At 58.1% G+C, this 14,296-nt stretch carries 15 protein-coding genes; 11 read left to right on the top strand and 4 right to left on the bottom strand.

What is annotated here, in order from left to right:
• Window positions 1-90 precede the first annotated feature (90 nt).
• On the top strand, window positions 91-1,953 hold the full coding sequence (gene uvrC, locus GOV90_RS16005) for an excinuclease ABC subunit UvrC (RefSeq protein WP_171093859.1): 1,863 nt from the start codon (window positions 91-93) through the stop codon (window positions 1,951-1,953).
• Here the strand turns inward: uvrC and GOV90_RS16000 are convergent.
• Window positions 1,950-2,834 carry a DMT family transporter gene (locus GOV90_RS16000; protein ID WP_171093857.1) on the bottom strand — a complete coding sequence of 295 codons (885 nt, stop codon included), beginning with the start codon at window positions 2,832-2,834 and terminating at the stop codon, window positions 1,950-1,952. The two genes, uvrC and GOV90_RS16000, sit on opposite strands and share 4 nt — an antisense overlap.
• A 173-nt stretch (window positions 2,835-3,007) precedes the next feature.
• Here GOV90_RS16000 and pgsA point away from each other — a divergent pair, with 173 nt between their 5' ends.
• The 4 genes from pgsA to GOV90_RS15980 all read left to right on the top strand — a co-directional run bounded on the left by pgsA (window position 3,008) and on the right by GOV90_RS15980 (window position 5,704).
• Window positions 3,008-3,676, top strand: a complete 669-nt coding sequence (gene pgsA / locus GOV90_RS15995) for a CDP-diacylglycerol--glycerol-3-phosphate 3-phosphatidyltransferase (RefSeq protein ID WP_171093855.1) — start codon at window positions 3,008-3,010, stop codon at window positions 3,674-3,676.
• A 3-nt stretch (window positions 3,677-3,679) separates the two neighbouring features.
• Window positions 3,680-3,925 (top strand): molybdopterin converting factor subunit 1, encoded by a 246-nt coding sequence (gene moaD, locus GOV90_RS15990; protein WP_171093853.1) that lies wholly within the window; start codon window positions 3,680-3,682, stop codon window positions 3,923-3,925.
• Between the two features lie 3 nt (window positions 3,926-3,928).
• Window positions 3,929-4,372 (top strand): molybdenum cofactor biosynthesis protein MoaE, encoded by a 444-nt coding sequence (locus GOV90_RS15985; RefSeq protein WP_171093850.1) that lies wholly within the window; start codon window positions 3,929-3,931, stop codon window positions 4,370-4,372.
• A 123-nt stretch (window positions 4,373-4,495) separates the two neighbouring features.
• Window positions 4,496-5,704, top strand: a complete 1,209-nt coding sequence (locus GOV90_RS15980) for a PLP-dependent aspartate aminotransferase family protein (protein ID WP_171093849.1) — start codon at window positions 4,496-4,498, stop codon at window positions 5,702-5,704.
• 21 nt (window positions 5,705-5,725) lie between these two features.
• Here the strand turns inward: GOV90_RS15980 and GOV90_RS15975 are convergent, their stop codons facing one another.
• From GOV90_RS15975 to ubiA, 3 genes are all read right to left on the bottom strand, one after another.
• Window positions 5,726-6,046 (bottom strand): hypothetical protein, encoded by a 321-nt coding sequence (locus GOV90_RS15975; protein ID WP_170446384.1) that lies wholly within the window; start codon window positions 6,044-6,046, stop codon window positions 5,726-5,728.
• Between the two features lies 1 nt (window position 6,047).
• The gene (locus GOV90_RS15970) at window positions 6,048-7,967 is read right to left on the bottom strand and encodes an OmpA family protein (protein ID WP_171093847.1); all 1,920 of its coding nucleotides are present in this window, start codon (window positions 7,965-7,967) and stop codon (window positions 6,048-6,050) included.
• 64 nt (window positions 7,968-8,031) lie between these two features.
• The gene (ubiA, locus tag GOV90_RS15965) at window positions 8,032-8,994 is read right to left on the bottom strand and encodes a 4-hydroxybenzoate octaprenyltransferase (RefSeq protein ID WP_171093845.1); all 963 of its coding nucleotides are present in this window, start codon (window positions 8,992-8,994) and stop codon (window positions 8,032-8,034) included.
• 12 nt (window positions 8,995-9,006) lie between these two features.
• Here ubiA and GOV90_RS15960 point away from each other — a divergent pair, with 12 nt between their 5' ends.
• The 6 genes from GOV90_RS15960 (at window position 9,007) to GOV90_RS15935 (ending at window position 14,224) form a co-directional block, all read left to right on the top strand.
• The gene (locus GOV90_RS15960; protein WP_171093844.1) at window positions 9,007-9,732 is read left to right on the top strand and encodes a 16S rRNA (uracil(1498)-N(3))-methyltransferase; all 726 of its coding nucleotides are present in this window, start codon (window positions 9,007-9,009) and stop codon (window positions 9,730-9,732) included.
• A complete protein-coding gene (locus tag GOV90_RS15955) occupies window positions 9,729-10,538 on the top strand; it encodes a hypothetical protein (protein ID WP_171093842.1) in 810 nt (269 codons plus the stop codon). Before GOV90_RS15960 ends, GOV90_RS15955 begins: the two co-directional genes overlap by 4 nt.
• Window positions 10,535-11,062 carry a hypothetical protein gene (locus GOV90_RS15950; RefSeq protein ID WP_171093840.1) on the top strand — a complete coding sequence of 176 codons (528 nt, stop codon included), beginning with the start codon at window positions 10,535-10,537 and terminating at the stop codon, window positions 11,060-11,062. The genes GOV90_RS15955 and GOV90_RS15950 overlap by 4 nt, the downstream gene beginning before the upstream one ends.
• A 65-nt stretch (window positions 11,063-11,127) precedes the next feature.
• Complete coding sequence (locus GOV90_RS15945) at window positions 11,128-12,498, top strand: glutamate--cysteine ligase (RefSeq protein WP_171093838.1); 1,371 nt, start codon at window positions 11,128-11,130, stop codon at window positions 12,496-12,498.
• 71 nt (window positions 12,499-12,569) lie between these two features.
• Window positions 12,570-13,643: a phenylalanine--tRNA ligase subunit alpha gene (gene pheS, locus GOV90_RS15940; protein ID WP_171093836.1), complete on the top strand. Its 1,074-nt coding sequence runs from the start codon at window positions 12,570-12,572 to the stop codon at window positions 13,641-13,643.
• Complete coding sequence (locus GOV90_RS15935; protein ID WP_171093834.1) at window positions 13,640-14,224, top strand: hypothetical protein; 585 nt, start codon at window positions 13,640-13,642, stop codon at window positions 14,222-14,224. The genes pheS and GOV90_RS15935 overlap by 4 nt, the downstream gene beginning before the upstream one ends.
• Window positions 14,225-14,296 lie beyond the last annotated feature (72 nt).

The raw sequence follows: 14,296 nt of genomic DNA, 5'->3' as shown, positions 1-14,296 counted from the left end.
ACACTTATCCACAGAAGTCGTGGATTTGTTTCCTCTTGATTTGAGAGGCCTGAGATTGCAGCCAGTCCAAGAGAATCATATCAAAAGCCCATGACGACCCACAGCGACTCCTCTCAGACCGGTTACGCCTGTATTCAGCGTTATGTGAAAACGCTGGACAGTTCGCCCGGTGTGTATCGGATGCTGGACGCAGACAGTCGTGTTCTTTACGTGGGCAAAGCGCGCAACCTGAAGGCGCGGGTGTCGAATTACACACGCCCGGGGCATTCCGGCCGGATCGAAAAGATGATCGCTTCGACCGCCTCGATGATGTTTCTGACTACTCGGACCGAGACCGAGGCGCTGCTGCTGGAGCAGAACCTGATCAAGCAGCTCAAGCCGAAGTACAACGTGCTTCTGCGCGACGATAAAAGTTTCCCCAATATTCTGGTCTCAAAAAGCCATGCCTTTCCGCAGATCAAAAAGCATCGCGGGGCGAAGAAAGAGAAAGGTGCCTATTTCGGCCCGTTCGCCAGTGCCGGTGCGGTGAATCGGACACTGAACCAATTGCAAAAGGCGTTCCTGCTGCGCAACTGCTCGGATTCCATGTTTGACAGTCGAACGCGGCCTTGTCTGCTCTATCAGATCAAACGCTGTTCAGGGCCATGTGTCAGTTTGATCTCGGAAGAGGCATACCGCGAAAGCGTCAAGGACGCTGAGCGTTTCCTGTCTGGCCGGTCCACCAAAGTGCAGGAGGATCTGGCCGAGCAGATGATGGCTGCGTCCGAGGCGATGGAGTTCGAACGCGCCGCCGGTCTACGGGATCGCATCCGGGCGCTGACGCAAGTACAGACGTCCCAAGGCATCAACCCGCGCGGCGTGGCCGAGGCAGATGTGATCGGCCTGTACATGGATAGCGGTCAGGCTTGTGTGCAGGTGTTCTTCATCCGTGCCAACCAGAACTGGGGCAACAAGGATTTCTATCCGCGGGTCGGCCCCGATGTTTCGCCCGCTGAGGTGATGGAGGCGTTCCTTGGCCAGTTCTACGACAACAAGGAACCGCCCCGGCAATTGATCCTGTCGGACGGCATTGAAAACGCCGATCTGATGCAGGAGGCCCTGACCGAGAAAGCAGGCCGCAAGGTGGAAATCCTGGTGCCGCAACGCGGTGAGAAGCAGGAACTGGTGGCAGGAGCCCTGCGAAATGCGCGCGAGTCATTGGCTCGTCGCATGTCAGAAAGCGCGACGCAGGCCAAACTTCTGCGCGGGGTAGCCGAAGCGTTTGATCTGGACGCGCCACCGGAACGGATCGAGGTTTACGACAACTCGCACATTCAGGGCACCAACGCCGTAGGCGGCATGATTGTTGCGGGGCCTGAGGGCTTCATGAAGAACGCCTATCGCAAGTTCAACATTCGAGGCGATGACCTCACACCTGGCGATGATTTCGGCATGATGAAAGAGGTGCTGAACCGTCGCTTCACCCGGTTGCAAAAGGAAGATCCGGATCGGGACAAAGGGCTCTGGCCAGACCTGCTGCTGATTGATGGCGGTGCAGGGCAGGTGAGCGCCGTGCACGAAATCATGCAGGCCCATGGGGTCGAAGACATTCCCATGGTTGGCGTTGCCAAAGGGGTCGACCGCGATCACGGCAAGGAAGAATTCCATAGGACCGGTCAGCGCCCCTTTGCCCTGAAGCGCAACGACCCGGTGCTGTATTTCATTCAACGTTTAAGGGACGAGGCGCATCGGTTCGCCATCGGTACCCATCGCGCGAAACGGGCAAAGGCCGTCGGGGCCACGCCGTTGGACGAAATTCCCGGTGTAGGGGCCGCGCGCAAACGTGCCTTGTTGACGCACTTCGGTAGCGCCAAGGCGGTCAGCAGGGCCAATCTTGCCGATCTGAAAGCGGTCGAGGGGATCTCGGCCGGGCTGGCGCAGAAGGTTTACGATTTCTTCCACGACAAGGGCTAGGCGCGTCGTCCACGCCACAGGATGTACAGCCCCGAAGCCACAATGAGCGCGCTGCCGATCCACATGGTCGGATCGAGGCTTTCACCGAACATGACCACGCCCAACCCGATGCCGAACAGCAGGCGGGTATAGCGGAACGGGGTCACAGCGGACACTTCGCCCGTGCGCATGGCCTTCATCAGTGACGAATAAGCCAGAACGCCCATCAGCACCGCGCCGGTTAGATGCAGGCTGGTATGTAGATCAAGCGAAACCATCGGGACGCCTTCCCAAAACCGATAGGCGAGCCCAGCAACGATGATGCTGAGAAATCCGTAGAACCCCAAGACCTCGGTTCCCAATGTGGCAGGTGCTGCGCGGCTGGCCAGATCGCGCCCGGCAAATCCCAGCATCCCCAGCACGGCCAGTATCGACAGCAGCGAGAAGCTGTCGCCGGTGGGTTGCAGGATCACGACAACCCCGATCATACCGACGAAAATGGCGCTCCACCGCCGCCAGCCGACGGATTCCCCGAAGAACATCGCAGCACCGGCAACCACGACCAGTGGCGTGGCTTGCAGGATCACCGTGGCCGAAGACAAAGGGGTCAACGCGATCGCCAGAACATAGAACAACCGACCAAAGACCTCGAACAGCACCCGAACTTTCATCGGGCGGGACAAGACATCGGGATGCAGCAAGTTTTGCCCCCGGGCCAATGCCACCGCCGCAAAGATCACCGAGCCGCCCGCGCCAAACAGCACCAGCACCTGCCAGATCGGAAGTACGGCCGAGGCTGCTTTCAGCAAAGCGTCCTCAAGCGCGAAGCCCGCCATCGCGGCGATCATCCAAAGGCTGCCGATCATGTTCGACCGGGCGTCGGTTTGAATATGCGCTGTCATCTGTTTCTTTCTGATTGGACTTGCGCGGCAATCTGACCGCAAAGCAGGAAAAGGCCAAGAGGTACAACTCTGAGACGTCAGGCCTGCGGCGCTTTGACCAAGCGTTTCGGTGTGGCGCAGTTTTTTGCCTGTTTGGCTTTTCTGTCCTGCGGCGTCGATATAGGGTCCAAGCCATGAAGTGGAACTTGCCCAATATTCTGACCGTCCTGCGCCTGTTGGCGGCACCCGGTCTGGCCGTCATGTTTTTGTACTTTACCCGGCCATACGCGGACTGGTTCGCTTTGATCCTGTTCCTGTCGGCAGCGATCACGGATTGGTTCGATGGGTATCTGGCCCGCGCCTGGAAGCAGGAAACCAAAATCGGTGCGATGCTGGACCCGATTGCAGATAAGGCGATGGTTGTGATCGCACTTATGATCCTTGTCGGCTACTCGACCGAACACTGGACCCCGTGGCTGGTGCTGCCTGCCACAGTGATCCTATTCCGCGAGGTTTTTGTCTCGGGCCTGCGTGAATATCTGGGTGATGTGGCTGGGACGCTAAAAGTTACGAAACTGGCCAAGTGGAAGACCACTGCGCAGATGATCGCCATCGCGGTTCTGTTTTCGCAAGGTATCTTTGAACACTATGCCGTTATGGCGAGCTTCGGAATGGATGCTGATCTGGTCGAGCAGATCATTGCGGGTCAGGTTGAAGATGTAAACCACCTGCGCTGGAATATCGAAGGCATGTACTGGGCTGGCCAAATCGGGCTGTGGTTGCTGTGGATTGCCGCAACGCTGACATTGATCACCGGTTATGACTACTTACGTAAAGCCATGCCGCATCTGAAGGAGAGCTAAGCGATGGATGTGCTGTACTTTGCATGGGTGCGCGAACGCATCGGTTTGCCAAAGGAAAAAGTCGAAACCAGTGCTGCCACGGTCAGCGATCTGGTGGCCGAGTTAAGCGCAAGGGAAGAACGTTACGCAGCGGCTTTTGCCGATTTGTCAGCCCTGCGCGTGGCATTGGATCAAGAGCTTTCAGATTTTGACGCCTCGCTGACCGGTGTGCGTGAGGTTGCGTTTTTTCCGCCGATGACAGGTGGTTAAGTGATGAGGATCGCTGTTCAGGAAGAAGCTTTCGATCTGGGCGCTGAGGCCAACGCCTTTGCCGCCGGGGATGATGCCAACGGTGCCATCGTTACCTTCACCGGCGTCGTACGCGATCTTGCAAGCGGTGATCTGGATGTCATGGAGATCGAACATTATCCGGGCATGACCGAACGTGCCCTGACCAAGATTGCCCAGGAAGCCAAGGATCGGTGGTCACTGGGCGATGTGTTGGTGATCCACCGCCACGGTCGCCTGGCCCCGGGCGACCGGATCATGATGGTGGCGACCGCAGCGCCGCATCGCAAAGATGCATTCGAGGCGGCTGAATACTTGATGGATTACCTGAAATCCCGCGCCCCGTTCTGGAAGAAAGAAATCACTGGGGTCGGTGCGGAATGGGTTGCCGCCAAGGACGAAGACGAAGACGCACTAACCCGGTGGTGAGATGGGCCCGCCACCGCAACAATGCGGTGGTCGTTTTTGACCCTGATCAGGTTCAATTTTCCTCTAGACGTCAGCAACAGAGCTCACGCTTAATCCGATCAACCGGATCAAGAGGACAACCCCATGCAAAACGATTTGAGAAACAAGGGTCTTGCGACGCGCGCTATTCATGCGGGCGAAGAACCGGACCCGACCAATGGTGCATCTGCACCGGCTTTGCATATGTCCTCGACTTTTGTCACCGGTCAGGTTGCCGGGTTCTCGGCCCATGATCTCGAGGAAGAGGCCCCTTACCTTTATGGGCGCTGGGCCAACCCCAACGTGCGAACGCTTGAAACCAAGATCAGCGCCTTGGAAGGCACCGAGGATTGTATTTGTCTGGCGTCAGGCATGGCGGCTGCAACTGCGATTTTCCTGACGTTCCTGTCTGCCGGAGATCACGTGATCGTCTCTGACGTGTCTTATGCGGGCGTGGCCGAGCTGGCGCGGGACACGTTGCCGCGCTTGGGGATCGAAGTCAGCACGGTCAACATGTCTGATCTGGCGGCGGTGTCAGCGGCGATCAGGCCGAACACACGGCTGATACATACGGAAACACCGGTAAACCCAATCGGGCGACTGACCGATCTGGCTGCGGTCTCAGCCATTGCGCAAAATGCCGGGGCGTTATTGTCTTGCGATGCCACCTTTGCCTCTCCGCTGGGTCAACCCAGCAAAGATTTGGGCGTCAATCTGATCATGCACTCCGTGACCAAGTTCATAGGCGGACATGGTGATGCCATTGGCGGAGCGGTAGCGGGCCGCAAAGAGTTGATTGAGAAGATTCGCAATGAATCAGCCATTCATCACGGCAGCATCATGTCACCGTTCAACGCGTGGATGATCGCCAGGGGTATGGCTACTTTGCCGCTTCGGATGAAGGCGCATCAGGCGGGGGCCATGGCGGTGGCTGAATGGCTTGAAACACGCGGGACCGTCACCAAAGTCGTGTATCCGGGTCTGAAATCACACCCACAATACGAACTGGCACAGCGGCAGATGCGGAATTCATCCGGCATGATCACCTTTCAGGTGAGCGACAACGCCACCGGAGAAGCACTGGCCCAGCAGATGATCGACAAATTGAAGATCGTCCATTACGCCGTGTCACTTGGCCATCATCGCAGCCTGATTTTCTGGATGGGAACGGAGGCTTTGATGCAGACCTCTTTCCGTCTGGAAGGGGCGCAACTGGAAAGCTACCGGGATTACGCCGGGGACGGCGTGTTCCGGCTGTCGGTTGGTCTTGAAGATCCCGAAGACCTGATCGCGGATCTCGCGCAGATTTTGTAACCCGATCATGTCGCGGGCGCGTCAGTCGGCGTTGTTGATCCGCCCGCGTAATTCTTCGGCCTCTTGTCGCGCGGCGCGCAGACCGTCCATGGCGGCGGCCAGCTCAGCCTCGGTCTGGGTCAGCTGATTGGTCAGCTCGGCTTCGCGCTGTTGCAGATAAGTGATGGCCTGATCACGGGTTTCTTCGGCCTCGTGCAGCTCCTGACTCATCCGGTCCAGATCGGCCACGTCGCTTTGGCGTACGCGGGACAGGCGGTGAGCCAGCCAGTTGGCAAACCAGCCCATGCAGAATGCGGCAAACAGAATGATGGCCGTGGCGATGATGAATTCTATTCTGTTCAACTTACTGGTCCTTTGCATCCGCATCTGATGCGGTCGTGTCGGTCTGGTCTGCTTCTGACGTGTCAGTCTCAGTCTCAAGCGCTTCGAGACCTGTTTCATTGGCCTCAACAGGCTCGGGGCGGATCAGGCGGAATTCAATACGACGGTTTTCTTCCCGACCTTCTTCAGTGTCGTTGTCCGCAATGGGTTGCGTTTCGCCATATCCGACGGCCGTGTAGCTGCTGGTGGGAATGCGACGCCCGCGCAACTCGTTCAGGATCGACTGCGCGCGTGCTTGACTGAGCTGCTGGTTCATCTCTTCGCGCCCCTGACTGTCTGTGTGACCCTGAATCTCCAGTCGAATGGGGCCGCAGTCCCGCAGGATGTCTGCGATCTGGTTCACGGTATCGCGCGAATCCGATGCAATCGTGGCCGATCCGGGTTCGAAGGCGATTTTGCTGGAAGCCTGGACTTCAGCGATCTGTTGTTCACAGACTTCCGGATCGGGCAGGGCGTCTTCGGGTTCCGGCGGAGGCTGATAGGTAATCATCAGAGTGAATTCCTGACCTTCGCCCAGTTTGTCCGACAGCTGACCAGCAATGCGGGCTTTCGCGTCTTCTTCGTGGCTGAGGCCCATCAACTCCACGGTATCAGGCGTCACGGTCAGGGCCCCGTTGTGCAGCTGCGCCAATGCTTCCAGCCCGGCCAGAACTCGGACAGGCCAGTCTGAGGGCAGATCGGTCACGATGCGGGTGGCCGTGTAAACTTGATCAGAGCCAAATGCGGCCCGGGCATAGCTGTCGACCATGTCACGCAGGGTTTCATCGCCCAGACGACCGCGCAGCTGCACCAGACCTTCGGGGCTGCGGGTGGCCGAAAACTCAACCGGGCCGGTCGCATCCGTGTCTTCGGGCTCTGGCAACACGGCGTGCAGCGCAAAGACGGGGGGCAGGGCGGTTTCAAGCTCACCCACCACCCGGTCAAAGAGGGCAGGGTCCGTTCCTTGGGCTGCGACCAGTGTAATGTCGGCATCTGACAGTGTGACAGTGCCATTGCCGATTTTTGACAGGGCCTGAATGCTCAGTTCAGCGGCTTCGGGCCAACGCGGTGAGGGTTCCCCCAGACCGATGGTGCAAGAATAAGTGCCTTGCAAGCCGGCCTCGCGTGCGGCGGCTACGATGCGGTCGCGCGCCTTTTCATCCTGCGCGGAACAGGCGTCAAACTGCCCGCCCTCATCATTGATCAGGTAGCGCAGCGTAAAGGGTGTGATGACGGGGCGGGGGGCCGAGATTGCCAGGCCGATGCGCAAGCTGGGCGGCGCGGTGCGCGTCAGATCCTGTTCAAGCCGCTGTTTTTCTTCTTGGCTATCAGCAATTGCGGTGATCTTGACCAAGCCAGAGCTGGCGGAAACTTTTGCACGAGGCAAGCGTGCCAATGCTTCGATGGCGTAAGATATTGCGGCGTCCCAGCCGTCGGGCTTGGGGTAATCTGCCGTTTCCATCAAGTCCGATACTGCAACGCTCCGATCCAGGTTGCGCAGCCGGTCAATCAGCTCTTCCCTGTCCTCGCTGGCGGGGATCAGACCGATGATCGAGATGCCGCTGTCATTGCGCAGAATCTCTGCTGAAAAGCGGGGTGGGGCCAGCGCCGAGGTGGCCTCGACCTCCATTTCGTCGATCACACGGGATGTTTCGACCTCGGTTCCAGCAGCGGTCAGCGCGTTGAATCGGGTGGCTTCATCCGGCGCGGTGCCTGTCAGAACCACACGAAGCCCGTCGGATTCGACCTCGGCCCAGTCATGTCCTTTAAGGTCCAATGATCGACGCACAGCGAATTCGGATGTCTCTTCGATCTTCGTAACAGCGTAGCTGGCGGCCACGAGGGACAATCCGGCCGAAACCAGAAAAATCAGCAAAACAGCGATAAAATACGGCAGACGCATGCTTGGGTTCGACACTCCTCAGGCGATTGGGCCGATCTTTACAGTCCCCATTCGGCAGGTGCAATCAGAGCAGCAAAGCGACGCAAAGGAAGATCAGCGGAATCAAGCCGGTGTCGCGGTTGACCCGGAACAATTGCAGCAGCTTGGCATTGTCTTCCAGATTCAGACCGCGCAACTGCCACGCCATGTGCCAACCCATGGCCCAAGGTCCGCTAAGTGCAACAACAAGCGCCAGAATCGAAGCATCCGGCACGCCCGCATCGATGATGGCCAGTCCCATCAGCGATACCGTTGCCACCAAAAAGTACTTAAGCCACTTCGCTGTATCTTTGCCGAACAAGCGCGCCGTGGACTTGATGCCCACCAACTCGTCATCTTCGGCGTCCTGATGGGCGTAGATCGTATCGTAGAACAGGGTCCATGCGATGCCCGCCAGGTAAAGCGTGATGGCAGGCCAGCCTACAGAGCCGCTATGCGCGGCCCAAGCCAATAGCGCGCCCCAGTTGAAGGCCAGTCCAAGGAACACCTGCGGCCACCACGTGAACCGTTTCGCGTAAGGGTAGATTGTCACCGGCAGCAGGGACAAAACGCCCATGGCAATCGCGGCCTGATTGAAGCTGAGCAGGATGCCAAGCGCCAGCAGGCATTGCAGGATCATCCACACCGCAGCCTGCCGGACGCTGACCTGTCCCGAAGGAATCGGGCGTGAACGTGTGCGTTCAACCTGCCCGTCGAAGTCCCGATCCGTGATGTCGTTCCAGGTGCATCCGGCCCCTCGCATCAGAAACGCGCCCAGCGCGCAGCCAATGGCAATCCACAGATCTTCCCAACGGGGCTGGCCATCATGCAGAATGGCCAACGCTAATCCCCACCAGCATGGAATCAGCAACAGCCACGTTCCAATGGGCCGGTCCGCGCGGCTGAGGCGCAGATAAGGGCGGGCAAAAGCCGGTGCATAAGTGTCGACCCAATTGCCGGTTACGGCATCGGCGACTTGACCGTCTGGTGTTGGGGCATTGCCTTGCATATGTAAGGTCTCATGAGTGCGAAGATCAGACTGTATGTAGAGCAGCCCTTGGGTCAGGGGCAATCGGTTCCTTTGACGCGCGACCAGGCGCATTATCTGTTTGGCGTGATGCGCCTGTCGGTTGGCGGGTTTGTGGCCCTGTTCAACAGCCGGGATGGCGAATGGTTGGCCAAAGTGACAGAAGCGGGCAAGCGGGGTGGAGTATTGACCTGCCTTGAACAGACCAAACCTTTGCAATTACCGCCCGATCTGTGGTTCCTGTTTGCGCCGATCAAAAAGGCTCGCACCGATTTCATCGTCGAAAAAGCGGCAGAAATGGGCGCGGCCCGCATCCTGCCTGTGCAGACCGAATTCACCAATTCCGAACGCATCCGTCAGGACCGCTTGCAGGCCCATGCGGTCGAGGCTGCAGAACAGTGTGGTGGCACATTCGTGCCCGAAGTCACCGACCTGCAGCGGGTGGATCGTGTACTGGATACATGGCCCGAAGACCGTCAGTTGATGTTCTGCAACGAGGCCGAGGTCGGCTCGGCCCTGCGATTGGCCGCTAATGAAAAAGGACGGCCTTGGGCGATTCTGATCGGCCCGGAAGGTGGCTTTTCCGACAAAGAACGCGCGCGACTGACGGCATTACCGTATGCGCATGTGGTCAGTCTGGGCCCGCGTATCCTGCGGGCGGATACGGCAGCCGTTGCAGCGCTAACCATGTGGCAACAGGCGCTGGGGGATTGGTCGTGACACCACCGCCCCGGCTGCACGTTTTGACGGCTTTGGGTTCAGATCAAGCAGTTGTTTTGCGTCGCGGTCCGACCGACCAAGTTGCCGTTTTGATGTGGGACCGCGGTAAAGGCACTGTCAGGCTTGGGCAATGGCTTGGCGCACGCATTCATGAACACAGGTGCGATCTGTCCCCATCAGGCCAACATCTTGTCTACTTTGCGTGCAAAGGTGGTCGCTGCTGGACGGCCGTTTCCAAAGCACCCTGGCTTACGGCGATCGCGTATTGGCCCCAATCCGACAGCTGGTTCGGCGGAGGCGCGTTCACTGAGGACGGCAGGCTTTGGCTGAACGGCGCAACGCCCCCTGAAGACCTGCCCGATGACCTGAGAGCAGCAAAGACCGACAGCTTCCCGCATTCGACTGACGGGTTTCACATGGGTGATCTAGTAGTATCTCGCTTGCAGCAAAGGGGTTGGATCCACACGCGCGGCGAAAAGTATGAAACGGAACTGAGGCTGGACCTGTCGGAAGGTTGGGTTCTGAGGCAAACGTTCACGGTAGGAAAAAAGAACCGCGCTCTTATTTCCAGTCAGTATGCTTTGTTGTCACCTCACGACGGGCCGGCAATATGTTGCTCAGGATGGGAATGGGCGGACCGTTTTGGCGACTTGTTGCAATGGGCGGAAAACGGAAAGTTGTGGCAGACGCAGTTGGTCGATTCGGGTGGGATTGAAAATCGTCAACTGGTGCACGATTTCACGTCCATGCAGTTTGAGGCAATACAGGCACCGTATTCGGGCGTTTCTGTTGGAGAGTACAGATGAGTTTCATCCGACCCGAGGCAAAACTGGCGCTGTGGCGCTGGCGCGAAGTGGTGGTTGCGGTTTTTGTCCTGATCCTCGGCCTCAGCTGGGTCAGCGGGCCGGGTGGGTTGTTGGCATGGTTGGGCTGGTTCCTGATCTTGGTGTCTGTGGCATTGGCGGTCATTGGCATACAGCGCGCCCGGTTCAGAACCGGCGCAGGCGGGCAGGGTGTGGTGACCGTGGACGAAGGTCAGATCACCTATCTGGGTCCTTTGGATGGCGGCATCGTGGCGACGCGCGAAATTGAACGGCTTGCGCTCGACCCGACCTCAAGCCCGGCGCATTGGGTTTTGGATCAGTCGGGACAGCCGGCGCTTCACATTCCTGTGAATGCAGAAGGGGCAGAGGCTTTGTTTGATGTGTTCTCTAGCCTGCCAGGGCTGAAAACCGAACAGATGCTGTCGGAACTCAACGGTACATCAAGACATCCCGTCGTCATCTGGGAACGTACCCCATCGCGCCCGGCACATTTGCGGTTGCATTGACACTGGCGTCATTTACGACCACGACTGACCTTCAAGACAGACACATCAGGATCGGAGCACGGTTCATGTCCATCCCTCAGTCCGGCGGCGGTCCGATCGAACGCCATGAGCAACTGGCCGAATATCTGGAATCAGGCTGCAAGCCCAAAGAAGACTGGCGCATCGGCACCGAGCACGAAAAGTTCGGCTATTGCAAAGACACGCTGAAGCCGCTGCCGTTTGAAGGCAAACGCTCGATTGTGGCCGTGCTGGAAGGTCTGCGGGATCGCCATGGCTGGGGCGAAGTGCGCGAAGGCGACAAGTTGATCGGTCTTGAAAAAGACGGTGCAAATGTCAGCCTGGAACCCGGTGGCGCGCTGGAGCTTTCCGGTGCCCCGCTTGAGACGATCCACGAGACCTGCGATGAGGTAAACACCCACCTGCGTGAGGTGAAGGACATCGCGGACGAGATCGGCGTTGGTTTCATCGGTCTGGGCGCGGCCCCGATATGGACCCACGAGGAAATGCCCTTGATGCCCAAGGGGCGTTATCGGCTGATGAACGACTATATGGAAAAGGTCGGCACCATGGGCCGCGCCATGATGCGGCGCACTTGCACGGTTCAGGTCAATATCGACTTCGGGTCCGAGGCCGACATGGTGCAGAAACTGCGCGTTGCACTTGCGCTGCAACCGGTGGCGACCGCCTTGTTTGCCAATTCGCCCTTTTTTGAAGGCAAGCCCAACGGTCAGAAAAGCTGGCGCAGCCATATCTGGCGGCATCTGGATGATGCACGCACTGGGATGCTGCCCTTTGTGTTCGAAGACGGCTTTGGGTTCGAACGTTACGTGCAATATGCGCTCGATGTGCCGATGTATTTTGTCTATCGCGACGGCCAGTATATCAACGCGCTGGGCATGTCGTTCCGCGACTTCCTCAAAGGGGAATTGCCTGCATTGCCGGGTGAGACACCGACCCTCAGCGATTGGGCCGATCATCTGACCACGGCTTTCCCCGAAGCACGGATCAAGAAATACATGGAGATGCGCGGGGCAGATGGTGGCCCGTGGCGCCGCCTGTGTGCGCTGCCCGCCTTCTGGGTTGGTTTGACTTACGATCAGAGCGCGCTGGATGCGGCGTGGGATCTGGTCAAGGGCTGGGACGCGGAAACACGCGAAGGGCTTCGCGTGCAAGCTGCGGTCAATGGCCTTCAGGCGCAGGTCGGTGACATCAACATGCACGACTTGGCGCGTGAGGTTGTTGCGATCTCTGAGGCCGGGTTGAAGGCCCGCGCACGCCCCGGTGCAGGGGGGCTGGTCCCGGATGAGACACATTTCCTGAATGCGCTCAAGGAAAGCATCGACACTGGTAAGGTTCCGGCAGATGAGTTGCTGGATCACTACAATGGCGACTGGAATGGCGACCTGACCCGGATTTTCCCGGAATACAGCTATTGATCCGCACCGTCCCGCTTGCATTCGCGGGGCGGGGCCGATAGCAGGTTCTCGACCAAATTCAGAGGGCCGTCATGGACGATCTTAAGGCAAAATATCTGGGCCAAATCGCCGAAGCAGGCGACGAAAACGCGCTTGAGGCGATCCGCGTCGCTGCCGTGGGCAAAAAAGGCGAGGTCGCGTTGAAGATGCGCGAGTTGGGCAAGATGACGCCCGAGGAACGTCAGGTTGCAGGCCCCGCGCTGAACGCCCTGAAGGATGAGATCAACTCGGCTCTGTCCGCCAAGAAAGTGGCTCTGGCCGATGCCGCGCTGGATGAACGTCTGCGCACCGAATGGCTGGACGTTACTCTGCCAACCCGCGCTCGCCGTCAGGGCTCGATCCACCCGATCAGCCAGGCGACCGAGGAACTGACCGCGATCTTTGCCGAACTGGGCTTCTCGGTGGCCGAAGGGCCGCGGATTGAGACCGACTGGTACAACTTTGACGCCCTGAATATCCCCGGCCACCACCCCGCGAGGGCCGAAATGGATACGTTCTACATGCACCGTGCCGAGGGCGACAATCGCCCGCCGCATGTGCTGCGGACGCATACCTCGCCGGTGCAGATCCGGTCGATGGAGAAACAGGGCGCGCCGATCCGCGTGATCTGTCCGGGCGGCGTCTACCGCGCCGACTATGACCAGACTCACACGCCGATGTTCCATCAGGTCGAGGGGCTGGCCATCGACAAAGACATCTCGATGGCGAACCTGAAATGGGTTCTGGAAGAGTTCGTGAAGGCGTTTTTCGAAGTCGACGACGTTGAACTGCGCTTCCGCGCCTCGCACTTCCCCTTCACCGAACCGTCGGCCGAGGTCGATATCCGCTGTTCCTGGGACAACGGTCAGCTGAAAATCGGTGAGGGCGACGACTGGATGGAGATTCTGGGCTCCGGCATGGTCCACCCCAAGGTGATCGCCGCCGGTGGGATTGATCCTGAGGTCTATCAAGGCTTTGCGTTTGGCATTGGGATCGACCGTCTGGCGATGCTGAAATACGGCATTCCCGACCTGCGGGCGTTCTTTGATTCTGACCTGCGCTGGTTGCGCCACTATGGGTTTGCGGCGTTGGATATGCCGAATCTGCATGGTGGTTTGTCTCGGTGAGCGAAATAGAGGTGATCACGGCGTGCGAAAATGTGTGCCGTGACTTCAGTTGGCTCGGATCGTTTTCTGATTGGGGCCCAGCTATGCTGGCCTCTGCTACAGCGCTGGTAATAGCGTTCAAAGCTTACCCTCAACAGAAGAACGAAGACCGGAAACTGCAAATCGCATTGGAGCAGCGTAAGGCGTATGAAGAATTGGTGATGCTGTTTACCGAATCTCGTCTAACGTTTTCTGACATTGATTACAAAGGCTACCAATCTCTGCTAGATAGCATTTCGAAAGTCCGCTCGGCTCAAAGAGCATTACTTATCAAAGCCAAAGCTGTAATGATTTTGGTTCATATTGAAATCGCGCCATTTTTACGTGACTGTCATGAGTCAATTGCTGATGTTCTTAAAAAACTTAGTGAAGAGCTTACTCGCATCACCGAAGAGCAAGATATTGACGCAGAATTTAACGGTGACTTTATACGTCAACGCTGCCAGCCAGTGGTAAAAAAAGCGATCGAAAATCTTGATTTAGCTATAAACGCGCTCGTGAATGAGATTAGGCTGAGAACTTATGATCTACCATCGCTTTAGGTCGTTCGATGCTGTGATTTTTTGAGCTGCGCGGCTTGTTACAGGTTCCCACGGGGTTGTGAGGTGACTTGG

The sequence above is a fragment of the Ruegeria sp. HKCCA5929 genome (assembly GCF_013034525.1).
Taxonomy (GTDB): domain Bacteria; phylum Pseudomonadota; class Alphaproteobacteria; order Rhodobacterales; family Rhodobacteraceae; genus Ruegeria.
The sequence above is the reverse complement of the archived record's forward strand: the minus strand, read 5'-3'. Positions and strand labels throughout refer to the sequence as shown.

Bases quoted from the DNA above. Each gene is read 5' to 3' on its own strand.
- GOV90_RS15945 (WP_171093838.1), top strand. From the start codon at position 11,128: ATGTCCATCCCTCAGTCCGGCGGCGGTCCGATCGAACGCCATGAGCAA.
- pheS (WP_171093836.1), top strand. From the start codon at position 12,570: ATGGACGATCTTAAGGCAAAATATCTGGGCCAAATCGCCGAAGCAGGC.
- GOV90_RS15950 (WP_171093840.1), top strand. From the start codon at position 10,535: ATGAGTTTCATCCGACCCGAGGCAAAACTGGCGCTGTGGCGCTGGCGC.
- GOV90_RS15985 (WP_171093850.1), top strand. From the start codon at position 3,929: ATGAGGATCGCTGTTCAGGAAGAAGCTTTCGATCTGGGCGCTGAGGCC.
- GOV90_RS16000 (WP_171093857.1), bottom strand. From the start codon at position 2,834: ATGACAGCGCATATTCAAACCGACGCCCGGTCGAACATGATCGGCAGC.
- GOV90_RS15970 (WP_171093847.1), bottom strand. From the start codon at position 7,967: ATGCGTCTGCCGTATTTTATCGCTGTTTTGCTGATTTTTCTGGTTTCG.
- GOV90_RS15960 (WP_171093844.1), top strand. From the start codon at position 9,007: ATGAGTGCGAAGATCAGACTGTATGTAGAGCAGCCCTTGGGTCAGGGG.
- uvrC (WP_171093859.1), top strand. From the start codon at position 91: ATGACGACCCACAGCGACTCCTCTCAGACCGGTTACGCCTGTATTCAG.
- moaD (WP_171093853.1), top strand. From the start codon at position 3,680: ATGGATGTGCTGTACTTTGCATGGGTGCGCGAACGCATCGGTTTGCCA.
- pgsA (WP_171093855.1), top strand. From the start codon at position 3,008: ATGAAGTGGAACTTGCCCAATATTCTGACCGTCCTGCGCCTGTTGGCG.
- ubiA (WP_171093845.1), bottom strand. From the start codon at position 8,994: ATGCAAGGCAATGCCCCAACACCAGACGGTCAAGTCGCCGATGCCGTA.
- GOV90_RS15980 (WP_171093849.1), top strand. From the start codon at position 4,496: ATGCAAAACGATTTGAGAAACAAGGGTCTTGCGACGCGCGCTATTCAT.